The sequence below is a fragment of the Campylobacter sp. CCS1377 genome (assembly GCF_040008265.1).
In the GTDB taxonomy this organism is placed as follows: Bacteria; Campylobacterota; Campylobacteria; order Campylobacterales; family Campylobacteraceae; genus Campylobacter_D.
This window is the reverse complement of record NZ_CP155620.1, coordinates 1,554,032-1,576,350: the sequence shown is the minus strand read 5'-3', so window position 1 is coordinate 1,576,350 and position 22,319 is coordinate 1,554,032. Positions and strand designations below refer to the sequence as shown.

Sequence of the window (22,319 nt, the reverse complement as noted above, 5' to 3'; positions counted from 1 at the left end):
AAATTATAGATAATCGATACTTAAATTATACTTTTACAATAATAAACTAACTTAGAATTACAGATAAACTATAAATTAAAAGTAGAAAAATGAAAGTTGTCGATAGAATTAATGAAATTTTAAAAGAAAAAAATATCAGCAAAAAAGAACTAGCCAATCGCTTGATAAATTTAGGAATGAGAGCAAACAAAACAGGCGAAATTCCCACGCTTTCAAGCATTTATGCGTATTTAAATGGAAATATAGACATAAAAGCAGATATGATACCTTTTATTGCCGATGCTTTAGGGGTTTTTGAGCAAGAACTTTTTAGTGATAAAAAAGAAGAAAATTTTAAAATTATCCATAAACTTTATAGAAATAAAACTTCCAATCAAAACTATAGTAATCTTTTAGAACTTCTTGAATTTCTTTCGCCAAAGAATTTAGAAATTTTAGAAGAAATTTTGCTTCAAAATAAAGCAAAAAGCTTAGAAATTAGCTCTTTGCTTAGAAAAAATCTTTAATCTTTTCTCGTTTTTGCATCAACAATAAATAAAGGTTTATCAAGAAGTTTAAATTCACTTATGAAATTTAAAGTTTTATCGCTTGTTACCCATTTGATAAATTTGCTAGCTTCTGTGTAATTTACATTTTTACAATGTTTTGGATTTGTAGCGATTATGGAGTAAAAATTTTTAAGACTATCATCACCCTCATTTACAACTACTAAATTTGGATTGCCTTTTTCATTGGCTTCGTATTTGATATAAGTGCCACGATCAGTCAAAATCACACCTTTTTTTTCTTCAGCAATTTTAATACTTGCTAACATTCCCTGTCCGCTTTGTTGATACCAGCTCTCTTTTTCAGGCACACCGCCAAGGTTTTTCCAAAGGCTTTTTTCTTTATTGTCAGTGCCTGATTTATCGCCTCTTGAGATAAAAGTAAGTTTTTCATTTTTGATAAGCTCTAAGCTTTCTTTTAAATTTTTACCTTTAAATTTAGGTGCTAAAGATTTATCCGCGATGATGATAAAATCATTATACATCACAGGCGTTCTATCCACGCCAAAACCTTTATCCATAAATTCTTTTTCAGCCTTTGGAGAATGTACAAAAAGTACATCAGCATTGCAATCTTCGCCCATTTTTAAAGCCGCACCCGTTCCTACTGCAACCCATTTTAAGGTATTGCCACTTTCTTTTTCATAAAGCGGTTTTAAGGCATCTAAAAGCCCCGTGTTATCTGTACTTGTTGTAGTTGCCATTTTAAGTTCTGCTGCACTTGCACTTAGGGCTAAAGCAAGAGCTAGAGAGATAAATTTTTTCATATTGACCTTTCAAAATAAAATTAAACCTTTATTTTAACATAATGTGCTAGAATAACGCATTAAATTTTAGGGGTAAATTTGACTTATTTGATCGAAGCATTAAAACAAGCGTTAAATTTGATAATAGGTGGCGATGAAAGCGTTTATTCTGCTATACAAACAACGGTTTTAAGTTCTAGTATTTCCATAGTTTTAGCCCTGCTTGTGGGTTTTCCTTTGGGTTTTATTTTGGGATTTTTTGAATTTAAATCAAAACGCTTTTTAAAGCTTTTGGTTGATACAAGCCTTTCTTTTCCTACGGTTGCGGTGGGACTTATTTTATATGTTTTGATTTCAAGTCGTGGAATTTTTGGGGATTTTCATTTGCTTTTTACAATTAAAGCTTTGATTTTAGGACAATTTGTTTTAGCTTTGCCTATCATCATCGCCCTTTTTTCGTCTTTGATTGAAAATATGGATAAAACGCATCTTTTACTTATCAAATCTTTTCATCTAAGCAAACTGCGTTTTATTTTGACCATCATTTATGAGCTAAGATTTGAGCTTGTCAGCGTAATTGCTCTAGCTTATGGTAGGATTGTTGCTGAAGTGGGAGTTGCGATGATAATAGGTGGAAATATCAAGTATCACACACGCACGATCACAACGGCCATTTCGCTTGAAACAAATAAAGGCGAATTTGCAACAGGTATTGCCTTGGGGCTTGTTTTAATTATGATAGCTTTTTGTTTGAATTTTCTTATACATACTTTAAAGAAAGCCCCAAAATGATAGAAATTAACAATTTGCAATTTGCCTATAATGACAAGAAAATTCTTAGTATTGAAAAACTAGAAATTGCAAGTGATAAAATCAGTATCTTAATGGGTGAAAATGGAAGTGGTAAAAGCACATTTTTGCGTATTTTATCCTTTTTAGAAGGAAAATTTGATATTAGTTATTGGGGTAAAAAAAACTTAAATTTAGAAGAAAAAAGACAAATTCGTTTGCACTTAGCCCAGCCAATTTTGCTAAATCGCAGCGTGAAAGAAAATTTCATTTTTGCTTTAAAAACATATAAAATCAAAAATACAAAAGAACGCATAGAAGAGGCTTTGGAGTATTTTAAACTTGAAAAAAATTTACTCAAGAAAAACAAAAATGAACTCTCATCAGGACAAATTCAAAAAATTTCTTTAGCACTTGATTTTGCTTTAAGGGCAAAATTTTATCTCTTAGATGAACCGAGTGCGTTTTTGGATAAAGAAAGTATTGTTTTGCTTAAAAATGCGATAATAAAGATGAAAAAAGAGCATAAAAGTGGCTTTTTAATCGCAAGTCATGATAAAATTTTTTTAGACACTTTGGCGGATTTTAAATTTTATTTGCATAGCGGAAATATCTTAGAATTTGAAAATACTAATGTTTTTGCTCTTGAAAATTCTCAAATTGATTTTGGCGATATTTTAAATTTTTATCCTTTTGATGAAGGTAAAATAGCGATTAATCCTTATGAAATTCATCTAAATAACAAGCAGTCATTTGTTATAAATAAAGCAAAAATTATAGCCATAAGAAATAAAAAAAATAATGTTTTTATAAGGGTTTTGGCAAATGAGAAAATCCTGGAATTTGCCTTAGATAAAGGGGAGTATTTGAAGAAAAATTTAAAAATTGATGATATAATTTGCCTTAGTTTTAATAAAAATGCAATCAAATATTTAAATTAAGGACAAATGAATGCTTCAAACTTGTATTTTCCCAGCAGCGGGCTATGGGACAAGATTTTTACCTGCGACAAAAACTTTACCAAAAGAAATGCTACCTATACTCACAAAACCTTTAATCCACTATGGAGTAGATGAGGCTTTAGAAGCAGGTATGGAAACTATGGGTTTTATTACAGGACGGGGAAAAAGGGCTTTGGAAGATTATTTTGATATTTCTTATGAATTAGAGCATCAAATTTCAGGTTCTAAAAAAGAATACCTTTTAAGTGAGATTAGAACTCTTATCAATCGTTGCAAATTTACTTTTACCCGACAAAACGAGATGAAAGGGCTTGGTGATGCGGTTTTGAAGGCTAAGGTTTTAACCGGCGATGAAGCTTTTGGTGTTATTTTAGCCGATGACTTGTGCGTGAATGAAGAAGGTGTAAATGTCATGGCTCAAATGGTAAAAATTTACGAAAAATACCGCTGTACCATCGTTGCAGTAATGGAAGTTCCTAAGGAACAAATTTCAAGTTATGGGGTAATTGCTGGAAATTTTGTAGAAGATAATTTAATCATGGTAAATTCTATGGTTGAAAAGCCAAATCCAGAAGATGCACCAAGTAATCTTGCTATCATAGGAAGATACATTTTAACCCCTGATATTTACGGCATTTTAGAACATACTAAAGCGGGTAAAAATGGAGAAATTCAACTTACCGATGCCTTGCTTTCTCAAGCAACTGATGGCATGGTTTTAGCGTATAAATTTCAAGGTAAAAGATTTGATTGTGGAAGCGTAGAAGGTTTTGTGGAAGCGACAAATTATTTTTATGGAAAAAGCAAATGTTAAAAAATTCTTTATTTTTTAAATCCCAAAATTTGCAAGCCATTAGCGCTTATGCAAGTCGCATTAATGATGAGGTGCAAAGTGGGGAGATTGGCTATTATCATCTTGTGGATACAAGCTTAAATTTGATTGATGAATGTAAAGAATTTGCAAAAAAATTAAGCCATATAAAAAATATTATTTTGGTAGGCATGGGCGGATCAAGTTGTGGGGTAAAGGCTTTAAAAGAGATGCTATTTGATGAGAAAGAAAACGATGTAGAGCTTTTTATCATCGATAATACCTCAGCCCACAGCCTAAGCAATGTGCTTGGTAAAATCAATCCTAAAGAGAGTTTATTTATCATAGCAAGTAAATCAGGCACTACGATAGAAGTGGTTTCGCTTTTTAAGCTTATCGTGCATTATTTTGATTTCAAAAATGAAGATTTAAAACAATCTTTTGTTTTTATCACCGATGAGCTTTCAAAACTTGATGAGCTTGGCAGAAATTTGGGCGTAAAAACCTTTTTTATCCCTTCAAATGTAGGCGGAAGATTTAGTGTGCTATCAGCCATAGGCATCATTCCTTTAACGCTTTGTGGTTATAATACAAGGGCACTTTTAGAAGGTGCAAAAGCTTGCTATATAGATTTTTTTGAACATAAAAAAGATGAGATTTTGCAAAAAGCTTATCATTATTGCACTCATAAAAGTGCGCATATTAATGTTTTATTTAGCTATAGTGATGCTTTTAAGGGTTTTAATGAATGGTATGTGCAATTAATTGCTGAGTCTTTAGGCAAAAAGAAGGGTTATAAAAGAGTGGGCTTAACTCCTGTTGCATTAATTGGCGCTAGAGATCAGCACAGTTTTTTACAGCTTATCATGGATGGACCTAAGGATAAAACAGTTACTTTCATCAAAATTTTAGATAGCCAAAAGTCCCCTATCATCCCAGATATCAGTTTTGAACCGTTAAAATCTTGTGATTTTACAAATAAAGTAAATTTACACGATCTTTTAAATGCTCAATGCGATGCGACTATACACGCTTTAATTGCTGAAAATTTAAGCGTGGATTTAATCGAGCTTGAAAATCTTGATGCGTGGCATGCGGGGTATTTGATGTATTATTACGAGCTTTTCACTTCAGCTTGTGGGGTAATGCTTGGTATTAATACCTACGATCAACCAGGTGTTGAGGTAGGTAAGCTTATATTAAAAAATATGCTTAGCCGTTAAATGCTAAGCTAGCTTGTGAATTTGTAGCATTTTGTTCTAAACTTGTAGAACTTGTTTGTGCGAAGTAAAAAGCCACTGCGATATTAATTACCATAGCGATAAGCAAAAGTGGCATGGTGCGTTTTATGATATCCATAGGATTTACTTTTGCAAAACCTGCCAAAGCTAAAATTCCACCCGAAATCGGACTTGCAGCACGCCCTAAACAAGAAGCAATTTCTATAGGTAAAACAAAGCTTATAGGTGCAACTCCAAGCTTTGTAGCAATATCAGGTGCTAATTTACCAAAAGCATTAAAAGCAGCTATTCCACTACCCATAATTACACTTGCAAAATACACCAAAAAGCTTAAAATCACAATGCAAGCAAGCACTGCCACCCATGCAAAAGAACTATCATTTCCGAAATTTTTCATTGCTTCTACTAAAACACCGATACCACCTAGTGATTCTATGCCTTTAGCAAAAACACTTGCGGCGATTAATATGCTTACCACGCTTACGAAAATTTCAGCCATGCCCTTTAAAATCACAACCACATCTTCACCAAGTTTTTTAGCATCTTTATGTCTTATAAATTCAATGATAAAAACTATAGTAATGCTGATAAAATTCGCACTTACAACATCAAGTTTTATGCCTAAAAAATAAGTTACAAATAAAAATACAACAGGAAGCCATGGAAAGAAAATATAAATCGTAGGGCATTTTGGATCAATGATTTCTGGAATATCCACATCATCATTTAAAACACCTTTTTCTTTGTCTTTTTTATCTATCCAAGCAAAATAAAAAGGAATTAAAATTGCAATAGCTACTACATAAAAAATCACACTATAAAATTGATAATTTAAAAAAAGTCCCACGACATTATCACTTTGTCCCACCATATTTGCCATAGTTATAGAATTTGCATCTTTTGGCCCATAATCAAGCGCGATGAGTGAAAGCACACAAACAGCTGTGATAGGACGAATTTTTAAAGAAATTAAAACAGGATATATACAAGCTAAAAGCAAAAGCAAAAGTCCTGTATAACTTGAAATAACGATTTTTAAAGCCATACCCACAACAAAAGTTCCGCTTAAAATCAAATATTTATTTTTAATTTTTCCTAGTGGTTTGTTAGCCAAAAATGCAAGTTTTGCTGAAGCGTTAATGTGTTTCATATAAGCTGCAAAACCTGCCACACTCATAATGATAAGCCCTGTACCACTAAGCTGCTCTTTAAAAGTAGCTACTATAAAAGCATAACTATCTAACAATACACTTAAAATGCTTGTATGCTCTCTACTAGGAGCCTTTGGTATAGGCACATTTAAAACATAAAAAGCAAAAATAAGCAAAATAAGCCCTGAAAATAAAAATACAAAAATAGGATTGTATTTTTTAAGCACATAATAAGCCACGGCTACAACCGCTAAAAGCGTGGAAAAGATCATAAAAATTGGCATAGTTTTTCCTTTATTTAAAATAGGTTTATTATAGCGTAAAATTTGAATTTTATAATAGCAAAAATTCTTTGAAATTTTTTATATAGAATTTAGTCACTTGCTTTAAAGATGGATTGTTGTATGCGTGAAATTTTTTAAACTTGATGCAAAATCTCCTCTAAAATAATCGTAGCATATGAGCCTTTTTGTAGGAAAAATTCCATACAAAAATGGGCTTTTTCTTTATCATATCGCCATTTAAGTTCTTCTAAATATCCCCACATAAAACGCCTAGAACCTTGCATTTTAGATTTAAATTCTAAAGCATCTTTAAAGATTTCATTTTCTAAATTTAAAGCTAAACCTTGAGTCGTTTCATAAGCTTTATTTCCGATTAAAAGTCCCATGGCACTGATATCTCTTTGATTAAAACGCAATACCTCACTTTCTAAATCTTCGCACAAAAAGCATTTTCCAAAAGGATAGTGTCCCAAAACTTCACCTTTTAAAAGCTTAAAAAACTGCTTTTGATTTTTAATTTGCTTTGCTTCTTCTTTACTGATTTTATAAATTTGAATGAGTTCTGCCACGCTAAAATCTTTTGCAAAATGTGATAATTCCACTCTTTTACTTAAATATCTGTTAAAAAGCTCGCTTTGAAAAGCCGAAATTAAAAATTCTTTCATCTTGACATTTTTCATTTTCTTGCCACGCAAAATTTCAAGCCCTTCTTTGTAATTGTCCCCAAATTTTCCAAAACGCTGATAGCCAAAATAATTCGCAAAGCCTTGCTTGTCTAAATTCATCAAAGCTTGTTCGAGTTTTAAGGCATCACTTGGTAAAACTTTTTTTAAGCGGATGAAAAAAGAATTTCCTTTTAAATGCCCGATTCTTAGCTTATTTTCATGAGTAAAAGTTTCTAAAATTTTAAGCTTAGGATGCGAAAAATTTGTAAGTTCATTTTCAAATTTCTTAGGCATAGAGATATACTGAAAAGTACTTCCTTGCTTGTCTTTAAGCCCCGCATAACCAAAATCACGCATCTTAACCCCACATATTTGGCTTAAAATTCGTAAAGCTTCACTCGTGCTTAAATCTTTTTTGTTAATGTGTAAAATTAAGTGCTCGCCTTTGCCGCTAAATTCATACAAAGACCTTTCGCGTACCACAAAATCATCGCTATTTTTGCTAAAATACGCATTAATAGGACTGTGTTTTAAAGTGTATAAGGGTTTAAAAATGGTGTTCTCTTCCGCTAAATTCATATTTTCCTTTCACTGCTTTACCAAAAATATTTAATTTTACACGATGCTTTTTGGCAATTTGTTCTATAATTTTGCGATTTTTTTCATCAAAACCAAATAAAATTTCATATTCTTCACCGCTATAAAGTATGTAATTATCAAGCTTTCTAAACCATAAAATACCGCATTTATTTTGTGCTAAAAGCCTTGATAAATCTTTACTTAGACCATCTGAAATATCCATAGCGCAACTTATAAAAGGCGCAAGTTCATAAAAAAATTCCGCTCTTAATTTTGGCTTTATAAAACGATGATTTGAACTTAAAATCCCGCCATTTTGCAAAATTTCAAGTCCTTTTAAACTTTGCCCTAATTCTCCCGTGTAAGCTAGCAAATGTCCTTTTTTTAAGCCTTTTCTAAAAACCGCATTTTTTTCTATTTTAGAAATGATGGTGATGCTAATATCTATTTTATCGTTACTTATTGTATCACCACCTATGATTTTTATGTCAAATTTTTTAGCAGTTTTTAAAAAGCCTTTCTGTAAAGCTTTGATTTCATCAAAACTTAAATTTTTAGGCAAAGCAAGTCCTAAAAGTGCGTATTTTGGTCTCGCATTCATCACAATGGCATCTGAAATATTAACAAGCATAGCCTTTGTAGCAATTTGTTCTAAATTTAACCATTTTCTTTTAAAATGCACATTTTCACAAAATAAATCTTTGCTAAAACACCAATTATCGATAATCGCACCATCATCACCATTTTTTTCATTTAAAAAGGCTTTAATTACAAAATCTTCTTTATTCATGGGAAAAATTTTATAAAATTTCCTTTTAAATCTTACTTTTATAGTTTAAAAAAATTTTATATAATTGAAAGAAAAATTCACTTAGGATTTCTTATGAAAAGCTTACAATTACGCCTTTTTAGATTTGATCAAAGCAAGGATTATGAGAGTTATTATAAGCCTTATGTTTATGATGATTATGAAAAATTTAATACACTTTATGATCTATTTTTAGGGGTGCAAGAGGACGATATTTATTTTGATTTTGAGAAAAATCAAAATGCTTATATTTTTGTTAACAAAACTCCAATGCAACTTTGTGCTTCTTTAAAATATATTGTCCAAAAATTTGGCTTAGAACTTGTTTTAGAGCCTTTAAGCACCAAAAGAGCCAAAAAGGATTTTATTTTTGACAAAAGCGATTTTTTGGCTAAATTCGATCATGTAGCTTCTTTGGTAAGTTCTGAAGATAAGCGTTTGTATGAGAATTTGGAGCATTTTTATTATACGAGTGAGATTTTGGCCTTTCATCCTGAATATATGGGTGATGCTTTGTTTTATTTTGTGTTTGAAATGATAGAAAAATATCCAGATAAGAAAATGAAATTTTTAAAAATTATTTCTGATACAGAAAAAGGAATTTTTTATCATATCAAAGGCGATGATATTCAGCTTGAAAGTGCTATTTTAAGTCTTCAAGAAGAAATTTTAAAACTAAATATGTTTGATGAAAAATTATTAAATCCTGATAAGAAAATAAAACACAAAGAAAATAATTGTCAAAAAAAAGAATTTGAAAATATAAAGCATTATTTTGAAAATTTTAATATAGGATGCTATGGTTTTAAGCCTTGTGAAGGCTTAAAAACTCAGCTTTTGGCTAAATTTATCGATTTTGAAAATGCAGACAAAAATAGTGGCTATGAGCTTTTAAATTTAGATAGCGAACTAGCTTATAAAATGGCTGCAAATATTGTTTTGGATGCTTATGATAGCGGATGTGATTTTTTGGTTGTCGATAAAGTGAAAGATTTTTATATGTTTGATACTTGTGCAAAAAAATTAATGCAAGTCAGCGGAAGGAATTTTGAGGATTTTTATATTTTAAATCGTATGGAATTTTTAGGTCTTATACAAGGTATTCAAAATCCAAGCTTAAAAGAGCATTGTCTAAAAGTGAGTTTGGTATGAAAATTTGCATAGAGTGTAAAGATGTATTGACGGAAAGAACCTTGCAATTATTTTTAAAAGAATATTTGGTGATGAAAAAGGATTGTGACTTTATCATCACAGATACTAAGTTAAATTCTTCTATACCGCAATTTATCGTTAATAGTGACTCTTCTTTGCTCCAAAGTCCTTTCAGCAAAAAAGAGCTCATTGCAACTTTAGAGCAGTTTTACAGTGGGTTTTGTTACACAGCTGATAAAATTTATGAGAAAAAAAAGAAGGTTTTAGAAAAAAAAATTGATGAATTAAGCAAACAAATGTATCAAGAATGCGTAGAAGAAGTTGGAAAAATTGCCCTTAAATTCCGCGACAAACTTTTAAAAGCTTTGCAAGATGAGTAATGATTTTAAAAGCGTAAAAGATTTTTTGGCTAAATTTGATAAAAAAGAAGAGAAAAAAAAATCTCAAAAAAATCAAAAAAACACAAAAGATCTAAAACTTTTTTCGTTCATAGAGAGTGGTAAATTTAAAGGCAAAAAACTTCGCTTACCTAGCCTTGAAACTACTAGAAGTACAAAAAGTATTGTCAAAGCTTGTGTTTTTAATGTTTTAAGAACAAATTTAAGGGATAAAATTTTCATTGAAGCTTTTGGTGGCAGCGCTTTGATGGCAGCAGAAGCTTTGAGTAATAATGCTTTAAAAGCTTATGCTATAGAATTTGATAAAAAAGCTTATGAGATCGCTGCGCAAAATGCTAAGATAATTGATGAAAATTTAATCGTTTTGCATGGGGATACTTTTAAAATTTTACCCACATTTGTTGAAAAAATCGAGCAAGAATTTGTGCTTTACTTTGATCCGCCTTTTAGTATCCGTGAGGGTTTTTGTGATATTTATGAAAGAGTTTATGCTTTAATTGAAAATTTAAACACAACGCACCTTGTTCAATTTATTATCGAGCATCATTCTTATATAACAACTCCACAAAATCTTTGTAATTTTACCCGAGTTAAGCTAAAGAAATTTGGCGCGACGAGTTTAAGTTTTTACGAAAAATTAGATAAAACTTTTTAAAAAGTTTGTTTCGCTTTGCTTAATAGAAGCCTTTTTTTGTTATAATTTCAAGTTTTGTAAATTAAATTTAGCTAGGAATACTCATGCCAAAAAGAACTGATATAAAAAATATTTTACTTATAGGAAGTGGGCCTATTGTGATAGGTCAAGCTTGTGAATTTGATTACTCTGGCACTCAGGCGGCTAAGACTTTGAAAGAATTAGGTTATCGTGTTGTACTTATAAACTCAAACCCAGCGACCATTATGACGGATCCTGAATTTGCTGATGCAACTTACATAGAGCCAATAACAAAAGAAAGTATTTTAAGTATCATCAAAAAAGAAAAAATCGATGCTATTTTACCGACTATGGGCGGACAAGTGGCTTTAAATGTGGCTATGGAAGTCTATGAAAGCGGACTTTTGGGTGATGTGAAATTTTTAGGAGCCAATCCAGAAGCCATTAAAAAAGGTGAAGATCGCCAAGTCTTTAAAGAGTGTATGAAAAAAATCGGTATGGATTTGCCAAAATCCATGTATGCGTATGATTATGACGAAGCTTTAAAAGCTACGCAAGAGATCGGTTTTCCTTTGATGATCCGAGCTTCTTATACCTTAGGTGGTGCTGGAAGTGGCGTGGTTTATAATATGGACGAGTTTAAAGAACTAGCAAATACAGCCTTAGCCCTTTCTCCAATACACGAAATTCTCATTGAAGAGAGTTTGTTAGGGTGGAAAGAATATGAAATGGAAGTCATACGCGATAAAAATGATAATTGTATCATCGTGTGTAGTATAGAAAATCTTGATCCTATGGGCGTGCATACAGGAGATAGTATCACAGTTGCGCCCGCGCTTACTTTAACAGATAAAGAGTATCAAGTCATGCGTAATGCTTCTTTTGCTATTTTGCGTGAAATTGGCGTTGATACTGGTGGAAGTAATGTGCAATTTGCTATAAATCCTAGCAATGGTAGAATGATAGTTATAGAAATGAATCCAAGAGTTTCAAGATCAAGTGCTCTAGCTTCTAAGGCAACAGGTTATCCTATAGCCAAAGTTGCTACGCTTTTGGCAGTGGGTTTTAGCTTAGATGAGATTAAAAATGATATTACGGCAACTCCTGCTAGTTTTGAGCCAGTGATTGATTATATTGTTACGAAAATTCCAAGATTTACTTTTGAAAAATTCCCAAGTGCAAATACAACTTTAGGTACGGCGATGAAAAGTGTGGGCGAAGTGATGGCGATTGGTCGCACTTTTAAAGAAAGCATACAAAAGGCACTTTGTTCTTTAGAGAGAAATTTGAGCGGTTTTGATAGGGTAAAATTTGAAGATAAAAACGATCTTATCTTTAAAATTCGCAATGCCAATGAAAAGCGTTTATTATATATCGCGCAAGCTTTTAGAGAAGGTTTTAGTGTTGATGAATTGCATGAGTTTTGTAAAATTGATCCTTGGTTTTTAACGCAAATTAAAGAAATTGTTGATTTTGAAGAACAAATTGATATGGATATTTTAAATAATAAAACTCTTTTAAGAAAAGCAAAAACTATGGGGTATTCTGATAAAATGATTGCTTTGCTTGTAAATTTAAAGGACAATTTAGAATTAAGTCAAAACGATATTTATTATGCAAGAATGAAGCAAAAAATTATCCCAGAATACAGCGAAGTTGATACTTGTGCGGGTGAATTTGAAGCTTTAACCCCTTATCTTTACTCAAGCATAAATGTTAGTGAACTTACTCAAAGCAAAAATGAAGCAAGAGATAAAAAAGAGAAAAAAGTGATGATTATAGGTGGTGGACCAAACCGTATAGGACAGGGAATTGAATTTGACTATGCTTGTGTGCATGCTTCTTTTGCATTAAAAGATATGGGTATAAAAACCATTATGTATAATTGTAATCCTGAAACCGTTTCAACCGATTATGATACGAGTGATATTCTGTATTTTGAACCTATTGATTTTGAGCATTTGCGTGGGGTGATTGAACGCGAAAAGCCTGATGGGCTTATAGTGCATTTTGGCGGACAAACACCGCTTAAATTTGCTAAACGTCTTAGTGCTTTTGGTGCTAAGATTATAGGCACAAGTGCTAGAGTGATTGATATGGCAGAAGATAGAAAGAAATTTGCTGAATTTATCACAAGACTTGGTATTAATCAACCTAAAAATTCTACCGCTACAAGCGTAGAAGAAGCCGTTTTAAAAGCTAGTGAAATTGGCTATCCTGTACTTGTAAGACCAAGCTATGTTTTGGGTGGGCGTGCAATGCGTGTTGTAAGCGATGAGGTTGAGCTTAGACTTTATATGCAAGAAGCGGTTGATGTAAGTGATAAAAGTCCTGTTTTAATCGATCAGTATTTAGATAATGCAACTGAAATTGATGTTGATGCTATAAGTGATGGAAAAGATGTTTATGTGGCTGGGATTATGGAGCATATTGAAGAAGCTGGGATTCACTCAGGCGATAGTGCATGTTCATTGCCACCTTGTAATATCGATGAAAAAATGCAAGAGCAAATTGTGCAAAAAACCGCAGATATTGCTTTAAATTTAGGCGTTGTAGGACTTTTAAATATACAATTTGCCATTTATGAAAACGAACTTTATATGATAGAGGTTAATCCTAGAGCAAGTCGCACCGTGCCTTTTGTAAGTAAAGCTACGGGAGTACCTTTAGCAAAAGTTGCAACGCGTGTGATGTGGCAAGGAAATTTAAAAGAAGCTTTGAAATTTTACGATGCTTTTAGCGTGGTAAATTTTGATGGCAAAATTTTGCGTCCTAAATCTTCAAAATATATTAGCGTTAAAGAAGCGGTATTTCCTTTTGCAAAGCTTAGCGGAAGTGATTTAGAGCTAGGGCCTGAAATGCGTTCAACTGGCGAAGTAATGGGGATAAGCAAAGATTTTGCTAATTCTTTTGCAAAAAGTCAAGTTTCATCTTTTAATCATTTGCCAGAAAATGGCGTGGTTTTTATTTCTTTAAAAGAAAAAGATAAAAAATATGCTAAAAAGTTAGCAAGCGAGTATTCAAAGCTGGGTTTTAAACTTATGGCTACAAGCGGAACTTGCAAAGAAATTTTAGAAAATGGTTTTGAGTGTGAGCTTGTGCATAAAATTTCAGAAGGGCGTCCAAATGTTGAAGATAGATTAAAAAATGGGGAAATTCAGCTAGTGATTAATACAAGTGATAGTCATAGTTTTGCGGGGGATACGAAAAAAATCCGTGAAAATATTATCCGTTTTAAAATCCCTTATTTTACAAATTTACGCTCAGCCTTTGCGGGAGCAAAATCAATCAAAGCAATACAAAGCAAAAGCTATCTAGAAGTGAAAAGCTTGCAGGAGTATTTAAAGGCTTGATTTATCTAGCACAAACCGATACTACAGCGGGATTTTTGAGTAAAGATTTAAAAGAACTTAATGCTTTAAAGGGCAGGGCTAAAGATCAGCCTTGTCTAATCACTTCTGCGAAATTTAGTGAGTTAAAGAATTTAGCAAGAGTCCCAAGTGGGTTTAAAAATTTAGTGCGTCGTGCCAAAAAAACGACTTTTATTTATCCAAATACAAAAGCCATTCGCATAGTAAAAGAATGTGCTCATGCGAAATTTTTAGAAGAAAATGGCTATTTTTACTCATCTTCTGCTAACAAACATGGACAAAAATTTGATGAAATTTGGGCTAGAAGTGTAGCCAATGTGGTGCTTGATGAGGTTTTTTTTGAAAATACTCCATCAAAAATTATAAAACTAAATCGTGGAAAATTAAAAAAAATTCGGTAGTTTTTTATAATTTAAATAATCACAAAAGAAAGCTTTAAAAAGTGGTGTTAAAACAAATTAAAATTTTACAAGAAAATTTACTCCTTTGGTATGAGAAAAACGGACGCAAAAATTTGCCTTGGCGGAATTTAGAGAGTGAAAATTGCGATGAAAGATTAAAGGATATTAGTAGAGCTTATGGGGTTTATATCAGTGAAATTATGCTTCAGCAAACGCAAGTAAAATCTGTTTTGCAAAAGTTTTATTTCCCTTTTTTACAAAAATTTCCTACTTTGCAAAGTTTGGCTGATTGTGATGAAGATGAGCTTTTAAAGGCTTGGCAAGGCCTTGGATATTATAGCCGTGCTAGAAATTTGAAACAAGCGGCTTTGGAATGTGTGAGTAAATTTAATAGTAAACTTCCTAGACAGGTTAGAGATTTAAAAAGTCTTAGCGGTATAGGAGCTTATACTGCAGGGGCGATTGCTTGTTTTGGTTATGATGAAAAAGTGTCTTTTGTTGATGGCAATATCTCGCGTGTGCTCTCACGCCTTTTTGCTTTAAAAAATCCCAGTATGAATGAACTTGAAATCAAAGCTAAAAAACTTTTAAATTTAAATGATGCGTTTAATCACAATCAAGCTTTATTGGATCTTGGAGCTTTGGTTTGTTTACCAAAAAGTGCAAAATGTGGAATTTGTCCAATGTATGACTTTTGTAAAGGTAAATATGAGCCGCAGCTTTATGGAAAAAAGAAAAAAATCATTTATGAAAATCTAAATTTAAAGCTTTTTTTGCTTGAATTTAAACACAAATTTGGTGTGCAAAAAAGTCAAGATAAACTCTATAAAGGAATGTATAATTTTCCTTTTTTCAAAGAAGAGGAAATCGTTTTTGAAAATGCAAAATTCTTAGGCGAATTTAAACACAGCTACACTAAATATAAATTAAATATAAAAATCTATCATCAAATTTTAAAAGATGAAGATAGAAATTATGAATTTAAAAGTTTAGAAGAATTGGAAAGCACCGCACTTTCGGCACTTTCTTTAAAGGCTTTGAAATCAGTTAAGCTCTGATTTTTTAGGCAAACATAAAGTCGCTATAAACATAAATAAAATAAGCACAGCGATATAGACAAAAAAGCCTTTTTCTATCCCTGCATTTTTAAATTGTAAAGCTACCCATGGTGCTGAACCGCCAAAAATTGCATTAGATATTGCATAGCCCAAGCCAGTACCCAAAGCCCTTACATGTTCAGGAAATAGTTTGGCTTTAAAAATTCCTGCAACTGAAGTGTAAAAACTTAAAATGGCAAATAAAACTACAACCAAGATGAAAATTAAAAATGCTGAACTTTGCGCATAAGTATCAATAAACATAAAAATAGGATAAATTCCAAAGAAAGCTAAGATGGTAAAAATGATCAAAGATTGTTTATGTCCTATTTTATCGCCTAAAAGACCAAAAAGAGGTTGAATGATCATTAAAATAAACAAAGCACCTAAGAAAAGATTATTTGTTATCACTTTATCCATACCTGCATTCTCTATGAAGGTTTTAGTATAAGTTGTGATAGTATAAAAGGCCAAAGATCCACCAGCAGTAATGCCAAGAACAAGTAAAAAAGGTTTTAAGGAAGTTCTAAATAAAGCTTTAAAAGTCCCACGATCTTCGTGTTTGTGAATTTGTGTGGCACTTTCATTCATAATTTTTCGCACAAAAAGTGAGCCAAGAGCTAAAACACCACCAATTACAAAGAGAATTCTCCAAGCATATTCTTTCATTTCATCAACGCTAAAAAATAAAAACATAATGCTAATGCTAGCCACTGCTAAAAGTTGTCCGCCAATGAGAGTTACATATTGAAAAGAAGAATAAAATCCTCTTTTGCCTTCTGTAGCAAGTTCTGAGAGATAAGTGGCTGCTATGCCGTATTCTCCACCTACGCTAAGTCCTTGTATGAGTCTTGCAAGTAAAAGTAAAATAATGGCAAAATCCCCCACTATATCTTTACTTGGCAAGGCAGCAATCATAAAAGATCCCAAAGCCATTAAAATCACTGAAATTACCATAGATTTTTTACGGCCCACTTTATCAGCCAAAGAACCAAAAAGCCAAGAACCTATAGGACGCATAAAAAATCCAGCAGCAAAAACTCCAAAAGCGTTGATTTGCTGAATCAAAGGATTATCAGAAGTTGAAAAAGTGTGAGCGAAATAAGTCGCACTAAAAGCATAAATGTAAAAATCAAACCATTCTACTAAATTTCCGCTACTTGCGGCGATGATTGAGCGGATTTTTTGTGATCTGGTGAGTGTTTGCGTGTTTGAGTGTGTCATTTTTCTCCTTTAGTTTTTGATAAAAATTTCAGTATATAGCATTAATTTTCATTTTAATGGGATTAAAAATATTTTCAGATGATTTTTATCTTTAATGTTACAAAATTTAACTTTATTGACTAAAATTTTACAGCCAATAAACTAGGAAAATTTATAAATGAAATTTAAAAAAATTTATGTGGAATTAAGTGATATTTGCGGATTAAAATGCAATTTTTGTCCTTCTAAAAAAGGTGAGCGCGGGATAATGGGTGTGGAAAATTTCGCCAAACTTGCAGCACAAATTTGTGAAAAAAGTGAAATTTTCACCTTTCATCTTTTGGGCGATCCTTTGCTTTTGGGTGATTTGGAAGAGTATTTAAAAATCGCTAAAAATTACAAAATGAAACTAGAAATTACTACAAGTGGCTTTTATCTTAGTCCTAAAAATCGTAAATTGTTGCTAAAATACGACAATATTTGCCAAATAAACATTTCCTTAATGGCATTTTTAAGTCAAAGCAAACTTTCTTTAGAAGAGTATTTTAAGCCAATTATAGATCTTTGCAATGAGCATTTAGGGCAAAAAATCCTTTCTTTTATCAATCTTAGACTTTGGAATTTAAATGAAAATTTCAAAGCTCCAAATGAGAATTTGCAAATTTATGATTTTTTAGAGCAAAATTTTCAAAGCAAAATTAATCAAAACTTAAGTAAAAATCGCCTTGCAAGGCATATCATTTTAAATCAAAATAAACTTTTTAAATGGCCTAGTTTAAAGGATAGGGCGCAATTTTTAGAAGGAAAATGTCACGCCTTAAAAGAACAAATTGGGATTTTAAGCAATGGCACTCTCGTGCCTTGTTGTTTGGATACAAAAGGCGATATTAATTTGGGAAATATTTTTGAAAATTCTTTTGACGAGCTTTTAAAAGGTGCAAGAATAAATTCTATAAAAGAGGCTTTTTATCATAATAAACGCATAGAAGAACTTTGTAAAAGATGCAAATTTCACAAAACAAGATTAATGCCAAATTAATTTTTGGCAAAATCTTTGCGTTTAATCTAAGCCATAAACAGCAACCGAAAAAGTGCACTAAAACATAGGAAGATTTAATGAGATTCTTCACATTCACTCAGAATGATGGAATAATGCGTCATTCTAAATCTTTAGAAAATAGCGTGTCATCCTAAGTGAAACGAAGGATCTCTCTAGTTTTTTAAAATTAAACTTAAATTTAATTAAGATTAAAAATATTTTAGAAAATTTTTAGATTTAAAAAAATAAAAATATAAGTAAAATTTTAAAAATTTTTAGCTAAATTCAGCTTTTTATTTCTATAAAGGTACAAAATGAAAAACTTAATCATAGTAGAGTCCCCAGCAAAAGCCAAAACTATAGGGAATTTTTTAGGAAAAGATTATGAGGTCATTGCTTCAAAAGGACATATAAGAGATTTACCAAAATCAAGTTTTGGGATAAAAATAGACAATGATGAATTTGTACCAGAATATAGAATCACAAGTGATCATAGCACTTTAGTAAAAGAGCTTAAAGAAAAGGCTAAAAAAGCAGATCAAATCTATCTTGCAACCGATGAGGATAGAGAAGGAGAAGCTATAGCTTATCATATCGCAAAAGCTATAGGAAAAGATGAAAATACCTTACCTCGCATCGTTTTTCATGAAATCACAAAAAGTGCTATTGAAAATGCTTTAAAAAACCCAAGAAAACTTGATATGCACTCTGTCAATGCCCAGCAGACTAGGCGTTTGCTAGATCGCATTGTGGGTTATAAATTAAGCCCCTTGCTTGGACAAAAAATTCAAAAAGGTTTAAGCGCAGGAAGGGTGCAAAGTGCTGCTTTAAAAATCATCGTAGATCGTGAAAAAGAAATTAAAGCCTTTGTTCCATTAGAATATTTTAGTATTGATATGATTTTCAAGCAAGATTTAGAAGCAGAACTTGTGGAATTTGAAAAAGCAAAAATCGAAAAACTAACCATTACAAACAAAGATCGTGCTAAGCTTGTTTATGAAGCATGTAAAAATGAAAATTACACCATAAGTGATATAGAAAGCAAAGAAAGAAAAATTACCCCACCACCGCCTTTTATGACTTCTACTTTACAACAAAGCGCGAGCAATCGTTTGGGGTTTAATCCTAAAAAAACTATGATGATAGCGCAAAAACTTTATGAAGGAGTAAATACTCACGAGGGTATAATGGGCGTTATTACCTATATGAGAACAGATAGTTTAAATTTAGCCAAAGAAGCAGTTGAAAATGCAAGGGTGTTTATAAAAGAAAATTTTGGAAAAGAATATTTGCCAAGCAAAGCCAATGTTTATGCCACAAAGACAAAAGGTGCACAAGAAGCGCACGAAGCCATTCGTCCTACAAATTTAAGTTTTACTCCGCAAATTGCGGCTAAATTTTTAGATAAAGATGAGTTAAAACTTTATAGTTTAATTTATAATCGTTTCCTAGCTTGTCAAATGAATCCTGCTATTTCGCAAACTCAAAATGTCTTTGTAAATAACGATAAGGCTGTATTTAAGATAAGCGGTAGAAAAATCCTTTTTGATGGATATTATAAGGTTTATGGCGATATGGATAAGGATAAAATTTTGCCAAATTTTAAAATCGGTGAGAATTTAAAAATACAAAATTTAGAAATAAACTCTCATTTTACAGAACCACCTTCAAGGTATTCTGAAGCTGGACTTGTAAAAAAGCTCGAAAGTTTAGGAATAGGGCGTCCATCAACTTATGCACCGACGATTTCTATCCTTACGAGTCGTGATTATGTGAAAATTGATAAAAAACAACTCATTCCTAGTGAAGTTGCTTTTACGGTTACTGAAGTACTTGAAAAAAATTTCAGCGATATAGTCGATAGTAAATTCACTTCAAATTTAGAAAATACTTTAGATGAAATTGCCGAAGATAAAGCAGATTGGCAAGAAACTTTAAAAGAATTTTACTATCCTTTTATGAGAAAAATTGAAGAAGGAAAAACAAAAATCGCAAGTTTAAAAACGGTGACAAAATTGGGCGAAACTTGCCCTGATTGTGGTGGTGAGCTTGCCATTAGAAAAGGCAGATATGGCGAGTTTATAGCGTGTTTGAATTTTCCAAAATGTAAATATTCAAGGAATTTAAAAAGCGAAAATAAAAGCGAAGAGGCGCCAAAAGCCAAAGCAAATGGCATAGGTATTACTTGCCCAAGCTGCAAAGAAGGCGAGATAGTAGAGCGTTTTTCTAAACGCGGTAAATTTTATGGTTGCAGTGTTTATCCAAAATGTAATTTTATAAGCAAGTACAAACCAAGTGATGAAAAATGCGAAGAATGTGGTGAAAATTTAGTGATAAAAGAACTCAAAAAAGGCACATTTTTAGAATGTTTAAAATGCAAGATTAAAAAAGAAATAAAGGATTAAAATGCAAATAATGCTTTGTGCTATTTCAAACATAGCCAGTGGAAATTGTTCGGAGGATTGTAAATACTGCACTCAAAGTGCCTATGTAAAAACACCTATACAAAAATATCGCCAAAAAGAAATTTCACAAATCGTTTTAGAAGCTAAAATGGCGAAAAAAAACGAAGCTTTAGGCTTTTGTTTAGTTACCGCAGGACTTGGGCTTGATGATGAGAAATTAGAATATGTTTGCAAGGCCGCAAAGGCAGTGCAAAAAGAAGTGTCAAATTTGCTTTTAATTGCTTGTAATGGAATGGCGAATGTGGAACAGCTTAAGGAGCTTAAAAAAGCGGGGATTTTTTCTTATAATCACAACCTTGAAACTTCAAAAGAATATTTTGAAAAAATTTGCACCACTCATACTTGGGAAAGCAGATTTCAAACCAATTTAAATGCCAAAGAAGCAGGGCTTATGCTTTGTTGTGGTGGAATTTATGGCATGGGAGAAAGTGAAGAAGATAGGATAAGTTTTAGAAAATCTTTACAAGAATTACAGCCCTTTTCAACCCCTGTGAATTTTTTCATCGCTAATGAGAATTTAAAACTACAAGTGTCAAAATTAAGTGCCGATGAAGCTTTAAAAATTGTGCGTGATACTAAAGAAGCTTTGCCAAATTCTGTTGTTATGGTAGCAGGTGGGCGTGAATTTGTTTTAAAAGAAAGACAATATGAGATTTTTAACGCAGGAGCAGGAGCTATTGTGATAGGGGATTATCTTACCACTAAGGGTGAAGAGCCAAGTAAGGATTTAATAAAATTGAAAGAAATGGGATTTACTTTTGCATCCGAGTGCCATTGATCCACAAGGCTTAATTGATTTAAAAAATTTAATTGTAATTGCAATTTGCTTATTGCTTTCGCCTTATATGGCAAAGTTTTTTCGTTTGCCTATCTCTGCAATGGAAATTATTTTAGGTGCAGTAGTAGCTTATTTTGGTTTTATTAGTACGAGCGAGAATTTTAAACTTTTAGCAAATGTAGGCTTTTACTATCTGATGTTTATAGCTGGAATGGAAGTGAATTTGCGTCTTTTGTTTAATATGCCAAAGGATTTACTTAAAAAGAGTTTTTATTATATTACTTTATTGTATTTAATTTCTTTGGTTTTGGTTTTTAGTATAGAAAAATTATCTTATATTTTTATCATTATCATTCCTGTGATGAGCGTTGGACTTTTATCGGTTTTGTTTAAGGAATTTGGTAAGGATTGTTATTGGCTTAAAATTTCAATGCTGGTTGCAACTTTGGCTGAAGTAATAAGCATTATATTGCTTACGATTATGGGGGCTTTGCTTAGAAATTCATCGGTATTTGAACTAGGCCAAAGTATTTTTTATTTAACTTTATTTTTAAGTCTTTGTTTGCTAGTTTTTAAACTTCTTGGGGTGCTTTTTTGGTGGTATCCACAACTAAAAATCGTTTTAATGCCATGGGAAGATAAGAATGAAAAAGATATAAGATTTTGTATGGCTATTTTTATTTTAATTATCGCAGCTATGGTGGTTGCAAAATTAGAAATTGCTTTGGGAGCCTTTATTGCTGGATCATTTATCGCAACATTTTTTGACCATAAAAAGGATTTGGAGCATAAACTTTCGAGTTTTGGTTATGGTTTTTTAATCCCTATATTTTTTATTTATATAGGTTCCACTTTTAATGTAAAAATACTAAGCGATTATACTGTGGTTTTAAATGCCGTGATTTTACTCTTTGTAATGATGGCTTTAAGGATTGTAAGCGCTGGAGTGTTTGTTAAAAGTATAGGATTGAAAAATACTGTTTTATTTGGTTTAAGTCATTCTATGCCTTTAACTTTACTAATTGCAACAGCTACCTTATCTTACAATGTAAAACTGATTTCTGAAAATCTTTACTCAGCTTTGATTTTAACAGCATTACTTGAAGCTGTTGTGGTGATGAGTTTGATTAAATTTATTTCAAATTATAAAAAAGTAGTGAGTGAAAATTAAGTTACTTT

20 protein-coding genes are annotated in these 22,319 nt (G+C 31.9%); 15 read left to right on the top strand and 5 right to left on the bottom strand.

Features of this window, described 5'->3' with window-relative positions; genetic code table 11:
• Positions 1 to 89 precede the first annotated feature (89 nt).
• Positions 90 to 506 carry a helix-turn-helix transcriptional regulator gene (locus AAH949_RS07915; RefSeq protein WP_134237862.1) on the top strand — a complete coding sequence of 139 codons (417 nt, stop codon included), beginning with the start codon at positions 90 to 92 and terminating at the stop codon, positions 504 to 506.
• Here AAH949_RS07915 and tupA read toward each other — a convergent pair.
• Positions 503 to 1,312: a tungstate ABC transporter substrate-binding protein TupA gene (gene tupA / locus AAH949_RS07910; RefSeq protein ID WP_348518431.1), complete on the bottom strand. Its 810-nt coding sequence runs from the start codon at positions 1,310 to 1,312 to the stop codon at positions 503 to 505. The genes AAH949_RS07915 and tupA overlap by 4 nt on opposite strands.
• A gap of 78 nt (positions 1,313 to 1,390) precedes the next feature.
• Here tupA and tupB point away from each other — a divergent pair, with 78 nt between their 5' ends.
• From tupB to AAH949_RS07890, 4 genes are read left to right on the top strand one after another with little or no spacing between them, the layout of a single operon-like run.
• Positions 1,391 to 2,083, top strand: a complete 693-nt coding sequence (gene tupB / locus AAH949_RS07905; RefSeq protein ID WP_348518430.1) for a tungstate ABC transporter permease TupB — start codon at positions 1,391 to 1,393, stop codon at positions 2,081 to 2,083.
• Entirely contained in the window at positions 2,080 to 3,021 is a 942-nt protein-coding gene (locus AAH949_RS07900; RefSeq protein WP_134237865.1) for an ATP-binding cassette domain-containing protein, read from the top strand. The genes tupB and AAH949_RS07900 overlap by 4 nt, the downstream gene beginning before the upstream one ends.
• A 10-nt stretch (positions 3,022 to 3,031) precedes the next feature.
• Positions 3,032 to 3,856, top strand: coding sequence for a UTP--glucose-1-phosphate uridylyltransferase GalU (gene galU / locus AAH949_RS07895; RefSeq protein WP_348518429.1), 825 nt, complete (start codon positions 3,032 to 3,034; stop codon positions 3,854 to 3,856).
• A complete protein-coding gene (locus AAH949_RS07890; protein WP_134237867.1) occupies positions 3,850 to 5,076 on the top strand; it encodes a glucose-6-phosphate isomerase in 1,227 nt (408 codons plus the stop codon). Before galU ends, AAH949_RS07890 begins: the two co-directional genes overlap by 7 nt.
• On the opposite strand, the gene dcuC is transcribed toward AAH949_RS07890, so the two are convergent.
• From dcuC to AAH949_RS07875, 3 genes are all read right to left on the bottom strand, one after another.
• Positions 5,066 to 6,529, bottom strand: coding sequence for a C4-dicarboxylate transporter DcuC (gene dcuC, locus AAH949_RS07885; RefSeq protein ID WP_348518428.1), 1,464 nt, complete (start codon positions 6,527 to 6,529; stop codon positions 5,066 to 5,068). The two genes, AAH949_RS07890 and dcuC, sit on opposite strands and share 11 nt — an antisense overlap.
• Before the next feature lie 134 nt (positions 6,530 to 6,663).
• On the bottom strand, positions 6,664 to 7,773 hold the full coding sequence (gene truD / locus AAH949_RS07880) for a tRNA pseudouridine(13) synthase TruD (protein ID WP_134237869.1): 1,110 nt from the start codon (positions 7,771 to 7,773) through the stop codon (positions 6,664 to 6,666).
• On the bottom strand, positions 7,742 to 8,563 hold the full coding sequence (locus AAH949_RS07875; protein WP_348518427.1) for a thiamine-phosphate kinase: 822 nt from the start codon (positions 8,561 to 8,563) through the stop codon (positions 7,742 to 7,744). The genes truD and AAH949_RS07875 overlap by 32 nt, the downstream gene beginning before the upstream one ends.
• A gap of 93 nt (positions 8,564 to 8,656) precedes the next feature.
• On the opposite strand from AAH949_RS07875, the gene AAH949_RS07870 reads away from it, so the two are divergent.
• From AAH949_RS07870 to mutY, 6 genes are all read left to right on the top strand, one after another.
• Positions 8,657 to 9,733 carry a DUF5644 domain-containing protein gene (locus tag AAH949_RS07870; protein ID WP_348518426.1) on the top strand — a complete coding sequence of 359 codons (1,077 nt, stop codon included), beginning with the start codon at positions 8,657 to 8,659 and terminating at the stop codon, positions 9,731 to 9,733.
• The gene (locus tag AAH949_RS07865) at positions 9,730 to 10,113 is read left to right on the top strand and encodes an ornithine carbamoyltransferase (protein WP_134237872.1); all 384 of its coding nucleotides are present in this window, start codon (positions 9,730 to 9,732) and stop codon (positions 10,111 to 10,113) included. Before AAH949_RS07870 ends, AAH949_RS07865 begins: the two co-directional genes overlap by 4 nt.
• A complete protein-coding gene (locus tag AAH949_RS07860) occupies positions 10,106 to 10,786 on the top strand; it encodes an RsmD family RNA methyltransferase (protein WP_348518425.1) in 681 nt (226 codons plus the stop codon). Before AAH949_RS07865 ends, AAH949_RS07860 begins: the two co-directional genes overlap by 8 nt.
• Before the next feature lie 83 nt (positions 10,787 to 10,869).
• Positions 10,870 to 14,139: a carbamoyl-phosphate synthase large subunit gene (gene carB / locus AAH949_RS07855; RefSeq protein ID WP_348518424.1), complete on the top strand. Its 3,270-nt coding sequence runs from the start codon at positions 10,870 to 10,872 to the stop codon at positions 14,137 to 14,139.
• On the top strand, positions 14,136 to 14,558 hold the full coding sequence (locus AAH949_RS07850; protein ID WP_348518423.1) for a Sua5 YciO YrdC YwlC family protein: 423 nt from the start codon (positions 14,136 to 14,138) through the stop codon (positions 14,556 to 14,558). The genes carB and AAH949_RS07850 overlap by 4 nt, the downstream gene beginning before the upstream one ends.
• 41 nt (positions 14,559 to 14,599) lie before the next feature.
• Positions 14,600 to 15,616, top strand: coding sequence for an A/G-specific adenine glycosylase (gene mutY, locus AAH949_RS07845; RefSeq protein ID WP_348518422.1), 1,017 nt, complete (start codon positions 14,600 to 14,602; stop codon positions 15,614 to 15,616).
• Here mutY and AAH949_RS07840 read toward each other — a convergent pair.
• Complete coding sequence (locus AAH949_RS07840) at positions 15,602 to 16,879, bottom strand: MFS transporter (RefSeq protein WP_134237877.1); 1,278 nt, start codon at positions 16,877 to 16,879, stop codon at positions 15,602 to 15,604. The genes mutY and AAH949_RS07840 overlap by 15 nt on opposite strands.
• 157 nt (positions 16,880 to 17,036) lie before the next feature.
• Here AAH949_RS07840 and AAH949_RS07835 point away from each other — a divergent pair, with 157 nt between their 5' ends.
• The 4 genes from AAH949_RS07835 to AAH949_RS07820 all read left to right on the top strand — a co-directional run bounded on the left by AAH949_RS07835 (position 17,037) and on the right by AAH949_RS07820 (position 22,311).
• Positions 17,037 to 17,897 carry an SPASM domain-containing protein gene (locus tag AAH949_RS07835; protein ID WP_348518421.1) on the top strand — a complete coding sequence of 287 codons (861 nt, stop codon included), beginning with the start codon at positions 17,037 to 17,039 and terminating at the stop codon, positions 17,895 to 17,897.
• 314 nt (positions 17,898 to 18,211) lie between these two features.
• Positions 18,212 to 20,302 (top strand): type I DNA topoisomerase, encoded by a 2,091-nt coding sequence (gene topA / locus AAH949_RS07830; protein WP_348518420.1) that lies wholly within the window; start codon positions 18,212 to 18,214, stop codon positions 20,300 to 20,302.
• 1 nt (position 20,303) lies between these two features.
• Complete coding sequence (locus AAH949_RS07825) at positions 20,304 to 21,140, top strand: biotin synthase (RefSeq protein WP_134237880.1); 837 nt, start codon at positions 20,304 to 20,306, stop codon at positions 21,138 to 21,140.
• Positions 21,121 to 22,311 carry a cation:proton antiporter gene (locus tag AAH949_RS07820; protein WP_348518419.1) on the top strand — a complete coding sequence of 397 codons (1,191 nt, stop codon included), beginning with the start codon at positions 21,121 to 21,123 and terminating at the stop codon, positions 22,309 to 22,311. The genes AAH949_RS07825 and AAH949_RS07820 overlap by 20 nt, the downstream gene beginning before the upstream one ends.
• Positions 22,312 to 22,319: the final 8 nt, after the last annotated feature.

Coding starts and splice junctions, on each gene's coding strand:
- AAH949_RS07915 (WP_134237862.1), top strand. CDS start 90: ATGAAAGTTGTCGATAGAATTAATGAAATTTTAAAAGAAAAAAATATC.
- tupA (WP_348518431.1), bottom strand. CDS start 1,312: ATGAAAAAATTTATCTCTCTAGCTCTTGCTTTAGCCCTAAGTGCAAGT.
- AAH949_RS07900 (WP_134237865.1), top strand. CDS start 2,080: ATGATAGAAATTAACAATTTGCAATTTGCCTATAATGACAAGAAAATT.
- galU (WP_348518429.1), top strand. CDS start 3,032: ATGCTTCAAACTTGTATTTTCCCAGCAGCGGGCTATGGGACAAGATTT.
- AAH949_RS07890 (WP_134237867.1), top strand. CDS start 3,850: ATGTTAAAAAATTCTTTATTTTTTAAATCCCAAAATTTGCAAGCCATT.
- dcuC (WP_348518428.1), bottom strand. CDS start 6,529: ATGCCAATTTTTATGATCTTTTCCACGCTTTTAGCGGTTGTAGCCGTG.
- truD (WP_134237869.1), bottom strand. CDS start 7,773: ATGAATTTAGCGGAAGAGAACACCATTTTTAAACCCTTATACACTTTA.
- AAH949_RS07875 (WP_348518427.1), bottom strand. CDS start 8,563: ATGAATAAAGAAGATTTTGTAATTAAAGCCTTTTTAAATGAAAAAAAT.
- AAH949_RS07870 (WP_348518426.1), top strand. CDS start 8,657: ATGAAAAGCTTACAATTACGCCTTTTTAGATTTGATCAAAGCAAGGAT.
- AAH949_RS07865 (WP_134237872.1), top strand. CDS start 9,730: ATGAAAATTTGCATAGAGTGTAAAGATGTATTGACGGAAAGAACCTTG.
- AAH949_RS07860 (WP_348518425.1), top strand. CDS start 10,106: ATGAGTAATGATTTTAAAAGCGTAAAAGATTTTTTGGCTAAATTTGAT.
- carB (WP_348518424.1), top strand. CDS start 10,870: ATGCCAAAAAGAACTGATATAAAAAATATTTTACTTATAGGAAGTGGG.
- AAH949_RS07840 (WP_134237877.1), bottom strand. CDS start 16,879: ATGACACACTCAAACACGCAAACACTCACCAGATCACAAAAAATCCGC.
- AAH949_RS07835 (WP_348518421.1), top strand. CDS start 17,037: ATGAAATTTAAAAAAATTTATGTGGAATTAAGTGATATTTGCGGATTA.
- topA (WP_348518420.1), top strand. CDS start 18,212: ATGAAAAACTTAATCATAGTAGAGTCCCCAGCAAAAGCCAAAACTATA.
- AAH949_RS07825 (WP_134237880.1), top strand. CDS start 20,304: ATGCAAATAATGCTTTGTGCTATTTCAAACATAGCCAGTGGAAATTGT.